The organism is Pseudonocardia xishanensis (genome assembly GCF_039541715.1).
GTDB classification, from domain to species: Bacteria; Actinomycetota; Actinomycetes; order Mycobacteriales; family Pseudonocardiaceae; genus Pseudonocardia; species Pseudonocardia xishanensis.
Genome location: NZ_BAABGT010000017.1, coordinates 1 through 21,017 on the forward strand (window position 1 = coordinate 1; position 21,017 = coordinate 21,017).

Here is a 21,017-nt window from a genome sequence, read left to right on the forward strand (position 1 = left end):
CACAGCCAGAGCGCACCGCGGCCTACGGCATCCAACCCCATAACTGAACGGTATTGGGGTTAGGAGATGGCGCGGCGGGCCCTGCGGCGGGAGAGTTCGTCCTCGGGGGTCTCGTCGACCGAGCCGCCGTCCGCACGCTCCACCGGGAAGTCCTTGATCTGGCCGCTGATCTCCCGCATGGCGCCGGAGACGGCGATGCCGAAGACGCCCTGGCCGCCCTGCAGCAGGTCGACGACCTCCTCCGGGCTGGTGCACTCGTAGACGGTGGTGCCGTCCGAGAAGAGCGTGATGCCCGCGAGGTCCCGTATCCCGCGGCGACGCAGGTGCTCGACGGCGACCCGGATGTTCTGCAGCGAGACCCCGGCGTCCAGCAGGCGCTTGACCACCTTCAGGACGAGCACGTCCTTGAAGGAGTAGAGACGCTGCGACCCGGACCCGGCGGCACCGCGGATCGACGGGACGACCAGCCCGGTGCGGGCCCAGTAGTCCAGCTGGCGGTAGGTGATCCCGACGACCTGGCAGGCGGTCGGGCCGCGGAAGCCCACGAGCTGGTCCGGCAGGCCGTCCAGTCCTTCACCGACCAAGGGGTCGGGAAAGAGCTCGCCCTGCGCGGGCCCGTCTGACGACGACCCGTCCACGGAACTCCTTCCCGGCGACCGGGGACGACGGCACTCGGCCGGGCCCCGACGACCCCTCACCAGCAACAGCGCTGACGGTAAGCGCGCGAGCGCCGTCGGTCAACGCGCCACGCCGCCGTACGCCCTGCCCACTCGGGCGTGTCGGCGACGAGACCGCGCAGATCGCGTACCTAGCCCGGCTGAGCGCCCCGGAAGTCCTCCGGCGACACGGAGTCGAGGAACTCGCGGAACTTCTCGACCTCGTCCTCCTGCTCGTCCGGGATGACGAGCCCGGCCTCGGCGAGCACGCTCTCGTCCGCGTGGATCGGCACACCGATCCGCAGCGCGAGCGCCACCGAGTCACTCGGTCTGGCGGACACCGTGATCCCGCCGTCGAAGATCAGCTCGGCGTAGAACGTGCCCTCCTGCAGGTCGGTGATCCGCACCTGCTCCAGCCGCCGCCCGAGCGCGCCGATCACGTCCTTGAGCAGGTCGTGGGTCAGCGGGCGGGCGGGCTTGACGCCCTGTTGCTCGAGCGCGATGGCGGTGGCCTCCACCGAACCGATCCAGATCGGCAGGTAGCGGTCGCCCTGCGTCTCGCGCAACAGGAGGATCGGCTGGTTGGCGGGCAGTTCGACCCTCACACCCACGACGCGCATCTCGCTCATGCGCCCGCCTCCTCACCCTGGGGTCCGACACCGAAGACGCTACACGCGCGGTCGGTCATCCGCGCGCCTCCATCACGGGCGTCGGCGAGGTTCCCTGCGCACCCGCGACACCCCCGAACGGAGTCAGTCCGCCGCGCCGGGGTCCACCGCACCCGTGAGGAACACCAGGCGGAACTTGCCGATCTGGACCTCGTCGCCGTTCGCCAGCACGGCCGTGTCCACCGGTTCGCGGTTGACATACGTCCCGTTCAGGCTCCCGACGTCCACCACCACGAACTCGCCCGAGTCCCGGCGGAACTCCGCGTGTCGGCGGGAGACGGTGACGTCGTCGAGGAAGATGTCGCTGTCCGGGTGGCGCCCGGCGCTCGTGGTGGGCCGGTCGAGGAGGAAGCGCGAGCCCGCGTTGGGGCCGCGCCGCACCACCAGCAGTGCGGAGCCGGGCGGGAGCGCCTCCGTGCCCGAGACGCCCGAGACCGGTTGCTCCTGGGCCGCAGGCTCGACGTCGGCCAGGAAGTCCGCCCGGAAGACCGACGTGGTCTCCGGGGAACGCTCCGGCGGGACGCCGGGCCCGTCGTTCGTGGTCACCTCGGGGTCTCCTGTCGTACGTGGTGCGGTCCCGGGACGGGGTCCCGGGAGGGTCAGGGCGGTCGGCGAAACCTATCGTGCCGAGACCCGGCGCGTGGGCCGGGGACGACCGTCAGGAACCCGCGACGAGTTCCCGGTAGCCCGCGGCGTCCAGCAGGGCGGACACGGCCTCCGCCGCGTCCCCGGCGGGCTCGATCTCGACGAGCCAGCCCTCCTCGTACGCCGACGAGTTGATCAGCTCGGGCGTGCCCTCCAGCGCGCCGTTGACCTCGACGACGGTGCCGCCGACGGGCGCGTAGATGTCCGAGACCGACTTGGTCGACTCGACCTCGCCGAGCGCGTCCCCCGCCGCGAAGGTGTCCCCCACGGCCGGGAGCTGCACGAACACGACGTCCCCGAGCTGGGACTGCGCGTGGTCGGTGATCCCGACCCGCACGCGGCCCGAGTCCAGTGACCGGACCCACTCGTGGGCCTCGGTGTAGCGCAGGTCCGTCGGTGTCTGCTCGGCACTCACGCTCCGCAGCCTAGCCCGCACCGGGCGGGGGGACGGACGGGGCCGGCCCGGCTCGCAGGGCCAGCCCGAACTGGGTCAGGTAGAGCAGTCCGGACCACAGGTACAACGCCACGCCCCAGGCCGCGAAGGCGTACCCGACGGGCCGGGCGACGGTGCCCCAGAAGCCCTCCTGGGTGCCGAGCAGCAGGATCGGGAAGGCGTAGAGCAGCAGGAAGGTGGCCGCCTTGCCGAGGTAGGTGACCGGGAAGGGCCCGTAGTTCATCCGGCGCAGCACGCTCAGGCAGACTCCCAGCACGAGATCCCGCCCGACGAGTACGCCGACCACCCACCACGGCACGATGCCGCGCACCCCCAGCGCGACCAGCGCCGCGAGGATGTAGAGCCGGTCGACGGCGGGGTCGAGCAGGGCGCCGAGCCGCGAGTACTGGTCCAGCAGCCGGGCGAGCTTGCCGTCCAACCAGTCGGTGAACCCGCCGACCGCGAGCACGACGATGGCCCATCCGTCCGCCTCGGGCCCGAGCAGCAGCCACAGGAAGAGCGGGACCCCCGCCAACCGCAGCACGCTGAGCAGGTTGGGAACGGTGACGACCCGTTCCCCCCGCAGCACGCCTGTCACGACGGGGAGGGTACCGGTGGTGATCGCGGCCCCCGCGGGGCGACGATGGGCGGATGGACGCCACCACGCTCAAGGACGCGCAGGCACCCCTCAAGCAGCGGTACCGGGAGGACGCGGGCTCCGCACTCGTCACCATGCGGGCGGACGGCGAGCTCGACGGCACCGGTGTGGCCTGCAGGGTCCGCACGGCCACCGCCCTGGTCGAGGCGGGCCTGCACCCGGCCTCCGGCGGCGACGGCACCCGGCTGTGCTCCGGTGAGATGCTGCTGGAGGCGCTGGTCGCCTGCGCCGGGGTGACCCTGCGGGCGGTCGCGACCTCGCTCGGGCTCGAGGTCGACGGCACGGTGCACGCCGAGGGCGACCTCGACTTCCGGGGCACGCTCGGCGTCGACAAGGAGGCGCCGGTCGGGTTCCGGGACATCCGGCTGGGCTTCGACCTGCGCACCTCGGCCGACGCGGACCAGGTCGCGACGCTGATCAGACTCACGGAGCGCTACTGCGTGGTCCTGCAGACCATCACGGGCAGCCCCACGGTGTCGGTGACGACCGATGTCTGAGACCGGCGCCGCGGTCCTGCTCGGCACCCTCGCCGACGCCGGCGTGACCACCTGTTTCGCCAACCCCGGCACATCGGAGATGCACCTGGTCGCCGCGCTGGACGCCGAGCCGCGCACGCACGCGGTGCTGACCCTGTTCGAGGGCGTGGCGACGGGCGCGGCGGACGGGTACGCCCGGATGGCCGAGCGGCCCGCGGCGACCCTGCTGCACCTGGGGCCGGGCCTGGCGAACGGGCTGGCCAACCTGCACAACGCGCGGCGGGCGGGCACGCCGGTGGTCAACGTCGTGGGGGACCACGCCCGGGACCACAAGCCGCTCGACGCCCCGCTGGAGTCCGATGTGGACGCCATCGCGGGCGTGGTCTCGGCCCGGGTGCACCGCAGCACGGACGTCGCGCGGCTCGGGGAGGACGCCGCGGACGCCGTGGCCGCGGCGTACGGACCGCCGCCCGCGATCTCAACCCTGCTCGTGCCCGCGGACGTCGCGTGGAGCACGGGCGGCGAGCGTGGCGCGCCCCGGCCGGTCGCCCCCGTCGGACGGGGCATGCTGGACGCCGACGGCCTGGAGTCCGCCGCCAAGGCCCTCTGGTCCGGCGAGCCGTGCACCCTGCTGCTCGGCGGGGCCGGGCTCCGCGGCGAGGGCCTGCGAGCCGCCCGCCGAATCGCCGCCGCGACCGGCGCGCGGCTGCTGGCCGAGTGCTTCCCCACCCGGATGGAGCGCGGCGCGGGCCGCCCGGCGATCGACCGGCTCGCCTACCCCGGCGACGCCGCCCGCGCCCAGCTGGACGGCACGCGGCACCTGGTGCTGGTCGGGGCCCGCTCCCCCGTCACCTTCTTCGGGTACCCGGGCAAGGAGGGCGACCTGGTCCCCGCGGGGGCCGCGGTGCACGGCGTCACCGAGACCGGGGCGGCGGGCGGGCTCGCCCTCGAGGCGCTGGCCGACCTGGTCGCCTCCGGCACCGACCCGGGCCCGACGGCGGACCTCGAGCGTCCCGGCGTCCCGACCGGGGAGCTGACCGTGTGGACCGCGGGGCAGGCCGTCGCGGCACTGCTGCCCGAGGGCGCGGTGGTCGTGGACGAGTCGATCACGGCGGGTGCCGGGCTCGCGCGGCCGACCGTCGGGTCCGCCCCGCACGACTGGCTGACGCTGACCGGCGGTGCGATCGGGTGGGGCCCGCCCGCGGCGACCGGCGCGGCCGTGGCCTGCCCGGACCGGCCCGTCTGGAACCTGCAGGCGGACGGCAGCGCCATGTACACGCTGCAGGCGCTGTGGACCCAGGCGCGCGAGGGGCTGGACGTGACCACGGTGCTGTTCGACAACGGCGCCTACGCGATCCTGCGCGCCGAGCTGCTGGGCGTCGGTGCCGAGCTGGCCGCGGACTCCCCCGCCCGCGCGCTGCTGGACCTGGGCTCGCCGCGGCTGGACTTCGTCGCCCTGGGCACGGGGATGGGGGTGCCGAGCGTGCGGGCGCAGACCGCGGACGAGCTGGTCGACGCGCTGCGGCGGGCCGCGGCCGAACCCGGCCCCCACCTCGTCGTCGCGCAGGTGCCGCCGTTGGTCCCGTAGGGGTGACCGCTCGTCTCACCGCTCGCCGCCACGTGTCCGCAGCTCGGCGCGCCGTCCGCCGATCGCGGGACGGGTGACCCCCGGTGGGGGCCGTACGCTGGGCCTCGATCACGGTCGGCAGTGGTGGAGCAGCAGAGGATCACGGTAGAACGCGTGCAGGTGCGGACGGCGGAGGACCTGGGCTCGGGCGATCACGCCTGCGCGGTCCCGGTCAGCGACGAGGGCCTCTGGGAGCTCACCGCCCGGTTCCTCGCGAGCGGCCTGGCGCGCAACGAGAAGGTCGTCTACTTCGACGACGGCACGTCCGAGCGGGTCCTCGACCGGCTGACCGAGGACCGCATGCCGATCGCCGGGGCGCTGCGCAGCGGGCAGCTGCAGGTGGTGCCCGCGGAGGTCACGCGCGGGGCGTTCCGGTCCCCGGTCGGGGACGTGCGCGCGCTGCTGCACTCCTATGTGGACGGCTCGGTCACCCAGGGCTGGACCGGCTTCCGGATGACCGGGCAGATGAGCTACGGCGCGACCACCCCCGCCGGGATCCCGTTGCAGGCCTACGACCGGGCGTTGGACGAGGTCGTCGTCGACCGCGGGCTCACCGCGCTGTGCCTCTACGACCACACGCACTACTCGGACGACCAGATCGAGCAGATGCGCGGCGTGCACCGCGAGGAGCTCGGCGCCCCGGCCGCCTACGACGACGGGCTGCTGCGGATCACCCAGACCGCCCGGTCGGCGGTCCGGCTGGCGGGCGAGGCGGACCACAGCAACCGGCCGATGATCCACCGGATCATCGCCGAGGCGCTGGACCGCGCGCTGCGCGCGGCGGACGCGGAGACCGACATCGAGCTCAACCTCGCCTCGCTGAGGTTCCTGGACGTCGCGGGCGCGGTCGCGCTGGTGCACGCGGCCGAGGAGTTCCCGTCGAGCCACCGGTTGGTGCTCACCGACGTGCGGCCCGCGGTGCTGCGCGTGCTGGACCGCTGTGGGGCGCCGTTCGCCGCCCAGCTGTCGGTGCGGGAGGCCAGGGTGGGGCACGAGTGAAGGTCGAGACCCGCGTCCCGGAGACCATCCGCCTGCGACACGCCGTGCAGTTCCACGACGGGCCCGTGGACCAGGTGGACCGCGCCGTCGAGTTCGCCGGGGCGGCCGTGCGCCGGGGCGAGCGGCTGGCCCTGGCCGTGCCCGCGGACGTGGAGCAGGCGGTGTTCCGGGCCGTCGGCGAGGCCGGGATCGTCTCCCTGGCCACCCCCTCCGGCGCGGGTGGCGGGTCCGGGCAGACCACCGCGGCGCTGCGGGCCCGGGAGCTGCGCGCGCTCGTGCAGAGCGACGCCGGGGTCACCGTCCTCTGTGCTCACGACCCCGCACTGGACGGCGTGGACGGCGGCTACTGGACCGAGCTGGATGCCGCGCTCAACGTGGCCCTGGGCGACCTGCCGGTGGACGTCGTGTGCCTCTACCCCGGCTTCCCGCTGCACCTCGAGGTGCTGGAGGGCGCTCAGGCGAACCACCAGTACCTGATGGTCGGCGGCGCGCTGCAGGAGAACCCGCGGCACCGCTGCCCCCAGGTGGTGCTGCGCGAGCGGGACCCGAGCACCCCGCTGGTGCTGGGCCCGCCGGACCTCACCCACCGCTACAACTCCTGGCAGCTGCACGAGGTCCGCGGGCTCGTCGCCACCCTGGCCCCTGAGCTGGGCTTCGATCCCGTGCGGGCCGAGGACCTGGTGCTGGCGGTCAACGAGGTGGCGACCAACGCCGTCGAGCACGGGTCCCCACAGGCCGAGATCCACCTGTGGGCCACCGCGGCCGGGCTGGTGTGCGAGGTGCACGACACCGGGGAGCTCACCGAGCCGCTGCCGGGGATGGTCGCGCCCCACCCGGCGGACCCGCGCGGGCGCGGGATCTGGATCGCCCGCCAGCTCTGCGACCTGCTGCACGTGTGGCGGGACCGGACCGGCACGCACGTCCGGATGCACGCCACCCCCTGACCGGTGGGCGGGCACGCGGTGGTCTAAGATCGCTACCGATCGTCACCCCTACGGCTCGTACCTGCGGCTGGTCACATAGGTACGCCCAGATCGTAACTGTGACGAAACAGCCTCTTGGCAATCGGCTCGGTCCGGGGAACACTGTTCGTCGGGCCCGCCCATGAGGCCGCCCCACGGGTCACACACCAGCGTTCCACCACATTTGGGATCACCATGTCTGACGGTCACCGCCGATCCTTCGCCGAGTGTCCGAGCCACCGCATCACGGTGCTCGGCTCGTTCGGCCTCACCTCCGACGGCGCCGCGGTGCCGTTGAGCGTCGACGCCCGCCGCGTCGTCGCCTACCTCGCGGTGCACCGCAGGCCGCAGCCGCGGGCCGGGCTCGCCGCGGACCTGTGGCCCGGTGTTCCCGCCGAGGCCGCCGCCCGGCTCCTCGCGGAGGCCGTCGCCGCGATCGACGTACCCGGCCTGCTCGTCGGAGACCCGTCCGACACGGACGCCGTGAACGCCGTCGACGCTGTGGACGCCGTCGACGCTGCGGACGCCCCCCTCGCGCTCGTCGACGAGGTCGAGGTCGACCTGTCCGACGCGATGCTGCTGGTCCGGGCCTTCTCCGGCGGCGGCCGCCTCACCGAGCGCCCCTCGGTGGACCTGCTCTCCGAGGACATCCTGCCGTCCTGGACCTCCCCCTGGATCGCCGTCGAGCGCGAACGCTTCCGCCAGCTCCGGCTCGCCTGCCTGGAGGAGGTCTCCGCCAAGCTCTCCACCGCGGAGCTGCACGCGGACGCCGTGGAGATCGCCGAGATCGCCGTCGCCGCCGCCCCCAGCCGGGAGAGCGCGCGCCGCGCCCTGGTCGAGGCGCTGCTGGCCAAGGGTGACGTGGTCGAGGCTGTGGCCCAGTACGACGCCTTCCAGGAGCTGCTGCGCACCTCCGTCGGCCCGCAGAGCGCCGGACTGGAGGGGCTGTTCCCGCCCGCGGGTGCCTGGCCGATGCGCCCGATGGTCGGCGGCTACCGCCCCGTCCCGTCGCGGTCCGCGGTCGTCCTGCCCGGCCTGCGCGCCGCGCGTCCGGCCACCCCGGGCGCCCGCCGCCTCGTGGCGGGCGGCTCCGTCCGCTGACGCACCCCTGACGAGCGCGAGCCCCGGCCGGGACCCGGTCGGGGCTCGCGGTCCGTTCGGGGGCGGGTCAGGGGATGACCAGCTCCAGGCTGACCTCGGTCCCGTTCGGCCGGGCCGCCACGTCGAGGTGCTGCGCGAGCGCGCGGATCATGGGCAGTCCGCGGCCGCGGTCGCGGCCCGAGACGTCCGACGGGCGCCAGCGGCCCCGGTCCACGATCCGCGCCGCGACGACCCGCCCACGACCCCTCGGCCGCACTCCCAGCTCGACCTCGAGCGGTCCGGGCGGCCCGCTGCGGTAGGCGTGGTCGACGACGTTGGCCGCCGCCTCCCCCACCGCGAGCAGCAGGTCGACGAGCACGTCCGCGGGCAGTCCGACGCCACGCGCCCACGTCGACACGACCGACCGGAGGCCGGCGAGTGCGTCGGGGGTGGCGGTGCGCACCACGCGCAGTTCCTCGGTGGCCCCGGTCGCGCCGGGGGTGGGCGGCGCGGCGGAGCCACCGCCGGGCAGGCCCTGGAGATTCACGAGGAAGGTGCTCCCGCGGTGTCGGGGTGCGGTGCCGGGACCGGCACCTGGCCTGGAGTCCCCCGCCCCGCACCCCGCCAAACCGGGCCGGTCAGTGGAAGCGCGGGGGGCGCTTCTCGCCGAAGGCCGCCAGACCCTCCGCGCCCTCCGCGCCGCCCGCGCTCGCGGAGATCGCCGCGGCCTCCGCGTCCAGGTGGGCCCGCAGGGGGCGGTCGAAGCTCGCGGCGAGCAGCGTCTTGATCCGGCCCAGCGCCGCGGTGGGACCCTGCGCGATCTTGTGTGCGGTGCCCGCGGCCTCCTCGGCGAGCTCGGCGTCCGGCACGAGCACGGACGCGATGCCCAGCGAGAGCAGGTCCTCGGCGCCCAGCACCTGGTCGGACAGCAGGATGTGCCGCGCCCGGGCCAGCCCGACGATCCGCGGCAGCGTCCAGCTCATCCCGCCGTCCGGCGAGAAGCCGATCCCGGGGTAGGCGGGACGCAGCTTCGTCCCGTCCCCGACGAGCACGACGTCCGTGGCGAGCACGATGCTCATTCCGGCTCCCGCCGCCCAGCCCTGGACCCCCGCGACCGTGGGCACGGCGCAGGTGACGTACGCCTCGAGGAACTCGTGGAAGACGTCCGCGATGTCCTTGACGAAGCTCGCCCGGTCCTCGGCGGCCGCGAACGACCGCACGTCCCCGCCCGCACAGAAGTTGCCGCCCGCGTGCACGAGGTGCACCGCCCCGAGGCCCCGCTCCGCGGCCTGCTCGGTGGTCGCGAGCCCGCGCAGGGTCTCGGCGACCTCGGCCATCGCCTCGCCGTCGAGCGCGTTGGCGCGACCCGAGGCGACCCGGACGCGGAGGACCCGCCCGTCCTGCTGGACCGCGTCGCTCACGCCAGCTCCCGCAGCTTCGGCAGGACGTCCTCGGCGAGCTGGGTCAGGAAGCGCTCCTGGTCGTGGCCCGGGCCGTGGAACACCAGGTGGTTGAGCCCGGCGTCGAGGTAGGGCTTGATCTGCGCGACGGCCTCGTCCGGGTCGGAGGCGACGATCCAGCGCTTGGCGACCTGCTCGATCGGCAGCTCGTCGGCCAGGCGCTCCATCTCCTGCGCCGAGTTCACCGTGTGCTTCTGCTCGGCGGTCAGCGACAGCGGCGCCCAGAACCGGCAGTTCTCCAACGCCACGTCGGCGTCCCGGTCGTAGGACATCTTGATCTCGATGGTCCGGTCGATCGAGGCGGGGTCGCGGGACTCCTTCTCCGCGCCCTCGGTCACCGCGGGCATCAGCTTGTCGGTGTAGAGCTCCATGCCCTTGCCCGACGTGCAGATCATCCCGTCGCCCCGACGGCCCGCGTACCGCGCCACCTGGGGCCCGCCCGCGGCGATGTAGACCGGCACCGGCTTCTCCGGGCGGTCGTAGATCGAGGCGTTGACCAGGGTGTAGTACTCGCCGGAGAAGTCCACCGAGTCCTCGGTCCACAGCGCGCGCATCAGCGTCACGGCCTCGCGCAGCCGGGCGTAGCGCTCCTTGAACTCCGGCCACTGCATGCCGGACACCGCGACCTCGTTGAGCGCCTCGCCCGTGCCCGCGCCCAGGATGACGCGGTCCCCGGTCAGCAACGCCATGGTGGCGAAGGTCTGCGCCATCACCGCCGGGTTGTAGCGGAAGGTGGGCGTGGTCACGCTGGTGCCGATCTGGACGCGACTCGTGCGCTCGCCGACCGCCGCCATCCAGGTCAGCGCGCTCGGGGCGTGCCCGCCCTCGTGGCGCCAGGGCAGGAAGTGGTCCGAGACCCAGACGCTGTCCAGGCCGACCTCCTCCGCCCGCACCGCGTACTCCACCAGGTCACGGGGGCCGAACTGCTCCGCCGAGGCCTTGTAGCCGATCTTGAGATCCACGCTGGTCCTTCCGTCGTCCCACGTACGGATGTGTCTACTACACCTCGCCGAATCGGGATGCGGTGACGGTCGTCGCTTCGTACGGTGGAGAGACGATGACCGCCGCTCCCGATCACGAGTCGGCGCCCCCCGTGACGTCGGCCGCGGCCGCGGCCACCCTCGCCGCGCTGCGCCGCCTCGCCCCCTACGTCCTCCCCCACCGCCGGGTCCTGCTGGGCTCGGCGGTCGCCGCGCTGTGCGGCAACCTCGCCGCGCTGGCGATCCCGCTGGTCACCCGGCGGATCGTCGACGGCCCGATCGCCCGCGGCGACCTGTCCGCGCTGCCCTGGCTGGTGGCGGGGATCCTCGCGCTCGGACTCGTCGAGGCGCTGCTGCTGCTGGTCCGCCGCCGGATGGTCGCCCGCCCGACCACGGGGATCGAGGCGGACATGCGAGCGGACCTCTACGCCCACCTGCAACGGCTGCCGCTGTCCTTCCACGACCGGTGGCCGTCCGGCCAGCTGCTGTCCCGCGCGATCCAGGACCTGTCCACCATTCGCCGGTTCCTGGCCTTCGCCGGTGTGTTCCTGGTGGTCAACACGATCACGGCGGTCGTGGGGGTGGTCGTGCTGGGCTGGCTGTCCTGGTTCCTCGGGGTGGCGCTGGCGCTGCTCGCGGTCCCGCTGGTCGCGCTGACCCTGCGCATCGAGTCGCGGTTCTCCGCGGTCGCGCGCCGGGCGCAGGACCAGGCGGGCGACCTGGCGACCGTGGTCGAGGAGTCCGCGCTCGGGGTCCGGGTGCTGCGCTCGCTGGGGCGCCGCCGGGAGATCACCGCCCGCTTCCTCGCGGACGCCCGGGTGCTGCGCGGCACCCAGCTGCACATGGTCCGGCTGCGGGCGGCGCTGTGGTGCGTGCTGGTGCTGCTGCCCGAGGCCGGGATCACCGTGATCCTCGGGCTCGGGGCCTGGGGGGTCGCCTCGGGCGTGCTGACCCTCGGCACCCTCGTCGCGGCCGTCACGGTGATGACGTACCTGTTCTGGCCCATCGCGTCGCTGGGCTGGCTGCTCACCGAGGCGGGCAACGCCGGGGCCGCGAGCAGGCGGTTCTGGGAGGTCATGGACGTGGAGCCCGCCATCGTGGACCCGGCTGAGCCGGAGACCCCGGTGGTGCGGGGGCGGATCGAGCTCCGGGACGTGCACGTCGGGACCGTCCTGCGGGGCGTCGACCTGACCGTCGAGCCGGGCGAGACGATGGCGCTGGTCGGCGCCACCGGATCGGGCAAGACCCTGCTCACCGCCCTGGTCGCCCGGCTCGCGGACGTCTCGTCCGGCGCCGTCCTGCTCGACGGCGTGGACGTCCGCCGGTGGCGGCTCGCCGAGCTCCGCCGGGTGGTCGCCACCGCGTTCGAGGAGCCGATCCTGATCTCGGCCGGCGTCCGGGAGAACGTGGCGCTCGGCGTGCCGGATGCCTCCGACGAGGCGGTCTGGGAGGCTCTGCGCACCGCGAGCGCCGCGGACTTCGTCGAGCGCCTGCCGTGGGGTCTGGACACCCGGATCGGGGAGCAGGGCATCTCGCTGTCCGGCGGGCAGCGGCAGCGGCTCGCGCTGGCCCGTGCCGTGATCGGTCACCCGCCGGTCCTGGTGCTGGACGACCCGCTCTCCGCGCTCGACGTGCACACCGAGGCCGAGGTGGAGGCCGCCCTGCGCCGGGTGCTGGGCGGGGTGACCGCGCTGGTCGTGGCGCACCGGCCGTCGACCGTGCAGCTCGCGGACCGGGTGGCGCTGCTGGAGGACGGGCGGATCACGGCCGTGGGGCGGCACGCGGAGCTGCTGGCGGACAACCCCGCGTACCGGGACCTGATCTCCAGTGAGCTGGTGCGGTCGTGAGGTCGCTGGAGGACCCGGGGATCGGCGAGGACCCGGAGACGGAGCCTGCGGAGTCGACCCTGGGCTCCGAGACGGAGCCTGCGGAGTCGACCCTGGGCTCCGCGACGGAGCCTGCGGAGTCGACCCTGGGCTCCGAGACGGAGCCTGCGGAGTCGACCCTGGGCTCCGAGGACGTGTCCCGCGCGGCCGGGCTGCGGCTCGCCCGCAGCGCCCGCCGTCTCGTCGGGTCCCTGCTCGGCCCGCATCGCGGGGGCGTGGCGCTCTGCCTGCTGATCCTGGTGCTGGAGAACGCCGTCCGGCTGACCGGGCCGCTGGTGGTGGCGTACGCGATCGACACCGGCGTGCCCGCGGCCCTCGACGGGCGTCCCGCGGCGTTGTCCTGGGCCGTCGTCGGGTACGCGGCGTCCGGGCTCGCCGCGGCGGGCCTGCGCGCGGCGTTCCTGCTGCTCTCCGGCCGGATCGGCCAGGACGTCCTGCTCGAGCTGCGGCGCCGGGTGTTCACCCACGCCCAGCGGCTCGCGCTGGAGTGGCACGAGACCTACACCTCGGGCCGGCTGATCTCGCGGCTGACCAGCGACCTGGAGTCGATCGACGACCTCCTCGACCAGGGGCTCGACGGCCTGCTGGGCGCCGTCCTCACACTCGGCGGGATCACCGTCCTGCTGATGCTGATCGACCCGGTGCTGGCAGGGGTGGTGCTGGCCGGGTTCGTGCCCCTGGCCGCGCTCACGATCTGGTTCCAGCGGCGCTCGCGGGCGAGCTACCGGCTCACCCGCACCCGGGTGGCGCGGGTGATCGTGCAGTTCGTCGAGTCGATGAACGGGATCCGCGCGGTGCAGGCGTACCGCCGCGAGGCCCGCAACGAGTCGATCATGGCGCAGCTCAACACCCGGTACCGGGACGCGAACGCGGACGCCCTGCTCACGCTGTCCTGGTTCGTCGCCTGCGTGCGCGCGGTCGGCAACGTGACGCTCGCGCTGGTCCTGCTCTTCGGCGCCCTGCGTGTCTCCAGCGGGGCGCTGGAGCTGGGCGCGCTCACCGCGTTCCTGCTCTACCTGCGGCGCTTCTACGACCCGCTGGACCAGCTCGCCCAGTTCCTCAACGCCTACCAGTCCGCGGCGGCGGCGCTGGAGAAGCTGTCGTCGGTGCTGGACACGCCGGTCGGGGTGCCCGAGGTGGCGGCGCCGACGCCGCTGACCGCGGCCCGGGGTGCGCTCGAGTTCGACCGGGTGAGCTTCGCCTACCCGCGCGCGCCGGAGCGACTGGTCCTGCCGGAGTTCTCCCTGCGAGTCCCCGCCGGGCAGACGATCGCGCTGGTCGGGGCCACGGGCGCGGGGAAGACCACGCTGGCCAAGCTCGCCGCCCGGTTCCACGACCCCGTCTCCGGGTCCGTCCTGCTCGACGGCGTGGACCTCCGTGTGCTGTCCGACGCCGACCTGCGGCGGGCACTGGTCATGGTCACGCAGGAGCCGTTCCTGTTCTCGGGGTCGATCGCGGAGAACGTCGCCCTCGGCAGGCCGTCGGCGACCCGGGCGGAGGTCGAGGCGGCGCTGGCCACCGTCGGCGCGGGGTTCGTCCGGGACCTGCCGGAGGGGGTGGACGCGGACGTCCGGAAGCGGGGCGGGCGGTTCTCGGCCGGGCAGCGGCAGCTGGTCACGCTGGCCCGGGTCGTACTGGCCGATCCGGCCGTGGTGCTGCTGGACGAGGCCACGTCGAGCCTGGACATCCCCTCCGAGCGCGCCGTGCAGGCGGCGCTGGAGACCGTCCTGGCCGACCGTACCGCGCTGATCATCGCGCACCGCCTCTCCACGGTGGCGATCGCCGACCGGGTCCTGGTCATGGCCGACGGCCGGGTGATCCAGGACGGCACCCCCGAGCAGCTCCTGGCCACCGAGGGCGACTTCGCCGACCTGCACGCCGCCTGGGCCGCCTCCCTGCGCTGACTCACGAGCGGCGAATCCGCGGGAGCGCTGAGCCGATCAACCCGTGACCCGGACGTCCGCGCTCGCCCTGGAGCTCACCCGAGGTGGTGTCGACGACGTCCGGCGCGGCAGCGTGACCGACACCGCCCGCACCTTCCCCGGCGTCCGGTGCGCCCAGCCCGCGCAGCGTGGACCGATCCCGTTCCGGTCGAGCGGGCGGCCGGGCCGGTGGACGCCACGCGGCCGGGCCCGAGCTGTGCCCAGGCCGGCACGGCTCCGCGGGGAAGACGTGGTTCGCGACGTCGGCGGCCGGACACCCGGTGTTCACCGTGCGGCCGGCCCGCTCGACGACGATCCCGCGCGTGACCGAGCAGCTGCCGCGGGGCCCGATGACCCAGTACGCCGTCGAGGACTCCGACGACGACGATCCCGTCCTGGTCGGCCCCGAGGGCGCCGTCGACACCTGGCGCGAGGGCTACCCGTACGACGAGCGGCTCTCCCGGGCCGAGTACGACCAGGTCAAGCGGCTGCTGCAGATCGAGCTGCTCAAGCTGCAGAACCACATCAAGGAGAGCGGCTCCAAGCTCGTCATCCTGTTCGAGGGCCGGGACGCGGCGGGCAAGGGCGGCACGATCAAGCGGTTCATGGAGCACCTGAACCCGCGCGGCGCCCGCGTGGTGGCGCTGGAGAAGCCGACGGACCGCGAGCGCGGACAGTGGTACTTCCAGCGCTACGTCGAGCACCTGCCGAGCGCCGGGGAGATCGCCCTGTTCGACCGCAGCTGGTACAACCGCGCCGGCGTCGAGCGGGTCATGGGGTTCGCGGACCCGGCCGAGTACATGGAGTTCCTACGTGCGGCCCCGGAGCTGGAGCGGATGCTCGTCCGCAGCGGGCTGCACCTGGTCAAGCTGTGGTTCTCGGTCTCCCAGGCCGAGCAGCGCACCCGGTTCACCATCCGGCAGGTCGATCCCGTGCGGCAGTGGAAGCTCTCCCCCATGGACCTGGCGAGCCTGGACCGCTGGGCGGACTACACCGAGGCGAAGGAGGCGATGTTCTTCTACACCGACACCGCCGACGCGCCGTGGACGGTGATCAAGAGCAACGACAAGAAGCGGGCCCGGCTGGAGGCCATGCGCCACGTCCTGCGGCTGTTCGACTACCCCGGCAAGGACCTCGCGGTGGCCACCGACCCGGACCCGCTGATCGTCGGGCCCGCCTCCCGCCTGTTCGAGGCGGACGAGAAGCCCGGTGCCTTCCCCCCGCTGGGCCGCCACGGCTGACCCGCCGCGCTGTGGCCGCGCTCACGCGGGCGGGACACCCGGGAAGGCGTCGACCAGCGGGTTGAGGGTCGCAGATCTTGTCGGGACCCCACAATCCGGTCAGTCTCACGTTGTGCGCGTCCGACGACATGGAACACTGGTGCCGGTCCGCCTCCGCCGACCGAGATCGGGTGGTCACGCATGCAGGATCGCGCTCCACGGATCACCGGGATCGGTCATGCCGTCCCCCCGCGGGTGGTGACCAACGACGACCTGGCCGCCCGCCTGGACACGTCGGACGAGTGGATCCGCAGCCGCAGCGGGATCGGCACCCGCCACCACGTCGATCCCGGCACAGCCACCTCCGACCTCGCCGCCGAGGCGGGCGCCCTCGCGCTCAAACACGACATGCGCAGCGGCGGGACCGGGCACGTCGACCTCGTGGTGCTGGCCACCACCACGCCGGACCGCACCTGCCCGGGCACCGCGCCGCTCGTCGCGACCCGGCTCGGGATGGGCGGGATCCCGGCGTTCGACGTCAACGCCGTCTGCTCCGGCTTCCTCTACGGACTGCAGACGGCCACCGCCATGGTCGCGGGCGGGGCCGCCGGGTCGGTGCTGCTCGTCGCGGCGGACACGTTCTCGACGATCGTGGACCCGGACGACCGCCGGACGGCGTTCCTGTTCGGTGACGGCGCCGGGGCCGTGGTCCTGCGGGCGGGCACCGAGCCCACGGTGCACGCGATCGACCTCGGCTCGGACGGCACCCAGGAGGACCTGATCATCACCCCGGGCGGCGGCTCCCGCTCCCCCGGCTCGGACGAGCGCTGGTTCGCCATGCAGGGCCAGGCCGTCTACCGGCAGGCCGTGGACCGGATGACCCGCTCCACCCGCGGCGTGCTCGAGCGCGTCGGCTGGGGCGTGGACGAGGTGGACCGCTTCGTCGGCCACCAGGCCAACAGCCGGATCCTCGAGGCGGTCGCGCAGCGGCTCGGCCTGCCCGTCGAGCGGGTCGTGATGAACCTGGACCGGGTCGGCAACACCGCCGCGGCGTCCATCCCCATCGCCCTGTCGGACGCGCACGACCGCGGCCTGCTCGTCGGCGGCCAGAAGCTCGCGCTGGCGGCCTTCGGCGGCGGCGCGACCTGGGGTGCCGCGGCCCTGACCTGGCCGGACCTCCCCCGCGCCTGACCCGATCCGCCGTTCGCACATGATCCGCGGCCGAACGGGGTACGCCCCGGGCATGGCCGACCCGCCCCGCTCCGGGGACCCCGACTGGGACCGGCGGGAAATGCTGGCCCGGCGACACCTGCAGGACGGGCTGGCGCGCGGCGGGCTGGTCCCGGACGCCGTCTGGGTGGACTACCTGACCCTGGGCGGCGGACTGTCCGCCGAGGACCTGGCGGCCGCCGTCACCGGGGACCTGCCCCTGCGCAGGCGTGACCACGACCTGCTGGCCCACGCCGTGAACGAGCGGCTCGCGGCGGACGTCGAGCGGGTGCCGTACTCGGACCAGATCGGCTGACGAACCGGACGAAATCCGGCCGAAACCTCCTTATTCCGATCATGCTCCGCTACTCTGCGGCCACGCTGGGAAGTGTCCGAGCGATCTCCGTCGGGTCCGCCCGATGCCCCCGCGGGCGGCGGCCGATCCCCCGGACGGTCCCTCGGGGTGGAGGGGGTGGGCGGGTCGTCATGGGCGTCTCGCTGGTCGACGGGTGGCTTCCGCCCGTCCTGCTCGCGCTCGGCGCGCTGGGGCTGGTCGGGCTGCTGGCCCGGCGCGGCCGGGGCGCCCTGGTCGCACTGCTCGTCGCGGTCCTGCTCGCCGGGCTGACCTACGCCGGGCTGAACCCGCTGGCGGTGGACGAGCTCGGGCTCGTCCCGGACCCGCTGCCCTCCTCGGTGCTGCTCTGGATCGCCGTCGCGGTCGGGGGGCTCGCGCTCGCGGTCGGCTCGCTCGTCGGCACCAGCGTGGGCCGCACGGTCCTCGCCCTCGTCTGCGGGCTGGCGGTGCTGGTCGCGTCCGGGTCGCAGATCAACGTCTACTTCCAGCAGTTCCCGACGCTGGGCACCCTGCTCACCGGCGGCGACCCGGAGGACGAGCAGAGCCTCGCAGGCGGGCGCGGCGCCGCGTCCCGCTCCATGAACACCCCCGTGGTGCAGCGGTGGACCGGGTCCGCGACCGGGACCTCGAGCATCGTCACCGCCCCCATCCCCGGGACGCTGTCCGGCTTCACCGCGCGGCCCGCGCAGATCTACCTGCCCGCGGCCTACAACACGCCGAACCCGCCGCTGCTGCCGGTGCTCGTCCTCGTCGCGGGCCAGCCCGGCGGTCCAGCGGACTGGGTCACCGCGGGGCAGCTCCAGCAGCTGCTGGACGGCGTGGCCGCCGCCCACGGCGGGCTGGCCCCGGTGACCGTGGTGGTCGACCCGAACGGGGCGGACTCCGACAACACGATGTGCATGGACTCGGTGATCGCCAAGGCGGACACCTACCTGTCCAAGGACGTGCCCGGCTGGATCGAGGCGACTCTCGGCATCGACTCGAACAAGGCGCACTGGGCCTTCGGCGGCTGGTCCTTCGGCGGCACCTGCAGCCTGCAGATGGCCACCCGGCACCCGGAGGTCTACCCGAACTTCATCGACATGGCCGGGGAGCGCGAGCCCGCGCTCAGCGCGGACCGCACGCAGACCGTCCAGGAGGCGTTCAACGGGAACGAGGCCGCGTTCGACGCGCTCGTCCCGTTGACCCTGCTGGCGACGAACAGGTATCCCGAGGTGTGGGGTTACTTCTCCAACGGCAGTGAAGAACAGCAGGTGGGGCAATGGACGACCGAGGTGTCGACGGCGGCGCGGCAGGCGGGGATGACCGTCCGGACGCAGGTGGTCCCGGGGCAGGGGCACTCCTGGGGGGTGCCGCACGCGTCGCTGCCCCCGGCCCTGGACTGGCTGGGGCAACGGCTGGGGATCCGCCGGTGACCGAGACCCCCGCGGCAGCGCCGACCGCGCCGTCTGCGCCGACTGCGGGAGCCGGGGCCGCCCCGGCGCCCGCCCCGCAGGCGAAGGCCTCGGGGCCGCCCCCGTCGTCGCCGGTGACCGCGGCGGACGCGCCGGACACGTCCGCGCCGCTGCCCCGCGGCACGGGCCGCGGGATCCCCTTCGAGGTCTGGGCCTCCCGGCTGACCGCCACACTCCCGCAGGCGTGGTCGCGGATCCCGTTCACGATCACCGTGGCCGTGCTCATGCTCGCCGCGGGCGCGGTCGGCCAGACGATCTGGCGCCCGCTGTGGCGCGAGAGCTGGTTCGCCGCCGTGGCCTACGGCGTCCCCGCGCTGCGCGAGGGCCGGGTCTGGACGCTGGTCAGCGGCCCGCTGTTCGCGATCACGCCCGGCCAGTTCGTCACCGGGCTGCTGCTGTTCGTGATCATCGTCGGAGCGTGCGAGATCCGGATGGGGACCCGGGTCGTGGCGGTGACCGCGGTCCTCGGGCAGGTCGGCGGGGTGCTGGTCGCGTCGCTGCTGGTCTGGGCCCTCTCGGCCACCCTCTGGGCGTGGCCGGCACACCTGGTCACCGTGCGGGACGCGGGGTTCACCACCGGCACGCTCACCGTGCTGGCCGTGACCACGGCGGCACTGCGCTCGCCGTGGCGGCTGCGGGTGCGGGCGGCGCTGGCCTTCTACGTTCTGGTGGCGGTGCTGTTCGAGGGGACGCTGTCGGACGTCGCGCACCTCGTCGCCGTCTCGGTCGGCTTCCTCGCGGGACAGCGGCTGTTCGCGGCGGAGCCCGGCTTCGGGCCGCGGACCCGCCGCGAGACCCGGATGCTCGCCTTCGCGGTGCTGCTGGCCATCGGGCTCACCGAGCTCGTGGTGCTGCTGTTCCCGGGCCGCGGGCCGTTCGGGCCGACGCAGGGCAACGACACCCTGGTCGACGTCCTCCTCGACCTGGTCGTCATCGTGGTGATCGCCAATGCGCTGCGGCTCGGGAAGCGCTGGGCGTGGTGGGCCGCCGTCGTGCTCGGTGTGCTGAACGTGCTCGTCCTGATCATCGCCGTCACCGGGCTGATCGTGCTCGCCGCGGTTCCGGACGTGGACATCACCATCTCCTCGCCGAGCGTCACCATCGGCACCGGCGTCCTCTGGGTCGGGCTGCTGGTCTTCCTGCTGGTGACCAGGCGGGCCTTCCGCGTACCGGTCCGGCGGCGGATCAGCGGCGCCCAGACCGGCGCGGACGCCGCGACCCGGGCCCGCGAGGTGCTGCAGACCGTCGGCGGCTCCACGATGTCGTGGATGACCCTCTGGCCGGAGATGCGCTACTACTTCACGCAGGACCAGCCCGGCTACGTCGGCTACCAGCGACACGCCGGCATCGCGTTGGCGCTGGCGGACCCGGTCGTGCCGCCGGAGAGCATCGCCGCGGCCGTCACCGAGTTCACGGAGGAGGCCGAGCGCGGGGGGCTGACCCCGTGCCTGTTCTCGGTCACCGACGCCGCCGCCGAGGCCGCCAGGGCCGCAGGATGGCGCACCGTGCAGATCGCCGAGGACACCCTGATCGACCTGCCGGGCATCGCGTTCAAGGGCAAGAAGTGGCAGGACATCCGGACCGCGCTGAACAAGGCGAAGCGCGAGGGCATCGAGTTCCGGGTGGTGACCCTGGCCGAGGAGTCGTTCGCCGTCGTCGCGCAGGTGCGGGCGATCTCCGAGCAGTGGGTGGGCGAGAAGGGGCTGCCCGAGATGGGCTTCACCCTCGGCGGGGTGGACGAGGCCCTGGACCCGGCGGTGAAGGTCGGGCTGGCCATCGACGCCACCGGCAACATCCACGGCGTGACCTCCTGGCTGCCGGTCTACGGGCCGGGTGGCGGGATCAGGGGCTGGACCCTGGACGTCATGCGCAGGCGGGACGACGGGTTCCGCTCGGTCATGGAGTTCATGATCGCCTCGGCGTGCCTGGCCTTCGGCAAGGAGGGCTACGCGTTCATCTCGCTCTCCGGCGCACCGCTCGCCCGCGGGGACGAGTCCGCCGAGCTGGACCGCGCCGACCGGCTGCTGGACAAGCTCGGCGGCGCCCTGGAGCCCTTCTACGGATTCCGGTCCCTGCACGCCTTCAAGGCGAAGTTCTCGCCGCGCTACGAACCGGTGCATCTCGCGTTCCGCGACGAGGCGGACCTGCCCCGTATCGGGATCGCGCTCACCCGGGCCTACCTGCCGGACGCGACCCCCCGCCAGCTCATCGCCGCGGGCTTCTCCGGCGGTGCCGACCCGGGCGCTGAGCAGGGCGGGAACGCGAAAGATCATCGGAAATGATGATCGAACGGCGGTGGACCTTGCGGTGGCGAAAAGCCGTGCGAT

The 21,017-nt window shown here is 73.9% G+C and carries 20 protein-coding genes; 12 read left to right on the forward strand and 8 right to left on the reverse strand.

All coding sequences use genetic code 11. The features are described from left to right. Positions 1–59: 59 nt before the first annotated feature. The 5 genes from ABD993_RS05875 to clsA form a co-directional block, all read right to left on the reverse strand. The gene (locus tag ABD993_RS05875; protein ID WP_425568902.1) at positions 60–638 is read right to left on the reverse strand and encodes a MerR family transcriptional regulator; all 579 of its coding nucleotides are present in this window, start codon (positions 636–638) and stop codon (positions 60–62) included. 170 nt (positions 639–808) lie between these two features. After that, complete coding sequence (locus tag ABD993_RS05880) at positions 809–1,285, reverse strand: bifunctional nuclease family protein (RefSeq protein ID WP_345413493.1); 477 nt, start codon at positions 1,283–1,285, stop codon at positions 809–811. A 123-nt stretch (positions 1,286–1,408) separates the two neighbouring features. Continuing rightward, positions 1,409–1,870, reverse strand: a complete 462-nt coding sequence (garA, locus tag ABD993_RS05885; protein ID WP_345413495.1) for a glycogen accumulation regulator GarA — start codon at positions 1,868–1,870, stop codon at positions 1,409–1,411. 112 nt (positions 1,871–1,982) lie between these two features. Beyond that, complete coding sequence (gene gcvH, locus ABD993_RS05890; RefSeq protein WP_345413497.1) at positions 1,983–2,384, reverse strand: glycine cleavage system protein GcvH; 402 nt, start codon at positions 2,382–2,384, stop codon at positions 1,983–1,985. 10 nt (positions 2,385–2,394) lie between these two features. Beyond that, positions 2,395–3,000: a cardiolipin synthase ClsA gene (gene clsA / locus ABD993_RS05895; RefSeq protein WP_345413498.1), complete on the reverse strand. Its 606-nt coding sequence runs from the start codon at positions 2,998–3,000 to the stop codon at positions 2,395–2,397. Between the two features lie 53 nt (positions 3,001–3,053). Here clsA and ABD993_RS05900 point away from each other — a divergent pair, with 53 nt between their 5' ends. From ABD993_RS05900 to ABD993_RS05920, 5 genes are all read left to right on the forward strand, one after another. Continuing rightward, positions 3,054–3,557 (forward strand): OsmC family protein, encoded by a 504-nt coding sequence (locus ABD993_RS05900; RefSeq protein WP_345413500.1) that lies wholly within the window; start codon positions 3,054–3,056, stop codon positions 3,555–3,557. Next, positions 3,550–5,124 carry an acetolactate synthase large subunit gene (locus ABD993_RS05905; protein WP_345413502.1) on the forward strand — a complete coding sequence of 525 codons (1,575 nt, stop codon included), beginning with the start codon at positions 3,550–3,552 and terminating at the stop codon, positions 5,122–5,124. The genes ABD993_RS05900 and ABD993_RS05905 overlap by 8 nt, the downstream gene beginning before the upstream one ends. 153 nt (positions 5,125–5,277) lie before the next feature. Then, complete coding sequence (locus ABD993_RS05910; RefSeq protein ID WP_345413504.1) at positions 5,278–6,162, forward strand: MEDS domain-containing protein; 885 nt, start codon at positions 5,278–5,280, stop codon at positions 6,160–6,162. Then, positions 6,159–7,106 carry an ATP-binding protein gene (locus ABD993_RS05915; RefSeq protein WP_345413506.1) on the forward strand — a complete coding sequence of 316 codons (948 nt, stop codon included), beginning with the start codon at positions 6,159–6,161 and terminating at the stop codon, positions 7,104–7,106. Before ABD993_RS05910 ends, ABD993_RS05915 begins: the two co-directional genes overlap by 4 nt. A 213-nt stretch (positions 7,107–7,319) precedes the next feature. Then, positions 7,320–8,225, forward strand: a complete 906-nt coding sequence (locus tag ABD993_RS05920; protein WP_345413508.1) for an AfsR/SARP family transcriptional regulator — start codon at positions 7,320–7,322, stop codon at positions 8,223–8,225. A 67-nt stretch (positions 8,226–8,292) separates the two neighbouring features. Here ABD993_RS05920 and ABD993_RS05925 read toward each other — a convergent pair whose 3' ends face one another. The 3 genes from ABD993_RS05925 to fgd all read right to left on the reverse strand — a co-directional run bounded on the left by ABD993_RS05925 (position 8,293) and on the right by fgd (position 10,626). Then, entirely contained in the window at positions 8,293–8,751 is a 459-nt protein-coding gene (locus tag ABD993_RS05925; RefSeq protein ID WP_345413510.1) for an ATP-binding protein, read from the reverse strand. Between the two features lie 91 nt (positions 8,752–8,842). Then, positions 8,843–9,625: an enoyl-CoA hydratase/isomerase family protein gene (locus ABD993_RS05930; RefSeq protein ID WP_345413511.1), complete on the reverse strand. Its 783-nt coding sequence runs from the start codon at positions 9,623–9,625 to the stop codon at positions 8,843–8,845. Next, positions 9,622–10,626 carry a glucose-6-phosphate dehydrogenase (coenzyme-F420) gene (gene fgd / locus ABD993_RS05935; RefSeq protein ID WP_345413513.1) on the reverse strand — a complete coding sequence of 335 codons (1,005 nt, stop codon included), beginning with the start codon at positions 10,624–10,626 and terminating at the stop codon, positions 9,622–9,624. Before fgd ends, ABD993_RS05930 begins: the two co-directional genes overlap by 4 nt. A 95-nt stretch (positions 10,627–10,721) precedes the next feature. On the opposite strand from fgd, the gene ABD993_RS05940 reads away from it, so the two are divergent. The 7 genes from ABD993_RS05940 (at position 10,722) to ABD993_RS05970 (ending at position 20,972) form a co-directional block, all read left to right on the forward strand. After that, positions 10,722–12,491, forward strand: a complete 1,770-nt coding sequence (locus ABD993_RS05940) for an ABC transporter ATP-binding protein (RefSeq protein ID WP_345413515.1) — start codon at positions 10,722–10,724, stop codon at positions 12,489–12,491. Beyond that, entirely contained in the window at positions 12,488–14,434 is a 1,947-nt protein-coding gene (locus ABD993_RS05945) for an ABC transporter ATP-binding protein (RefSeq protein WP_345413517.1), read from the forward strand. The genes ABD993_RS05940 and ABD993_RS05945 overlap by 4 nt, the downstream gene beginning before the upstream one ends. Before the next feature lie 368 nt (positions 14,435–14,802). Further along, positions 14,803–15,693, forward strand: coding sequence for a polyphosphate kinase 2 (gene ppk2 / locus ABD993_RS05950; protein ID WP_345413620.1), 891 nt, complete (start codon positions 14,803–14,805; stop codon positions 15,691–15,693). Positions 15,694–15,873: 180 nt separating this feature from the next. After that, positions 15,874–16,863, forward strand: coding sequence for a beta-ketoacyl-ACP synthase III (locus ABD993_RS05955; RefSeq protein WP_345413519.1), 990 nt, complete (start codon positions 15,874–15,876; stop codon positions 16,861–16,863). Positions 16,864–16,915: 52 nt separating this feature from the next. Further along, a complete protein-coding gene (locus ABD993_RS05960; RefSeq protein WP_345413521.1) occupies positions 16,916–17,197 on the forward strand; it encodes a hypothetical protein in 282 nt (93 codons plus the stop codon). Between the two features lie 170 nt (positions 17,198–17,367). Further along, a complete protein-coding gene (locus ABD993_RS05965) occupies positions 17,368–18,651 on the forward strand; it encodes an alpha/beta hydrolase (protein WP_345413523.1) in 1,284 nt (427 codons plus the stop codon). Beyond that, positions 18,648–20,972 (forward strand): bifunctional lysylphosphatidylglycerol flippase/synthetase MprF, encoded by a 2,325-nt coding sequence (locus ABD993_RS05970; RefSeq protein ID WP_345413525.1) that lies wholly within the window; start codon positions 18,648–18,650, stop codon positions 20,970–20,972. The genes ABD993_RS05965 and ABD993_RS05970 overlap by 4 nt, the downstream gene beginning before the upstream one ends. Positions 20,973–21,017: the final 45 nt, after the last annotated feature.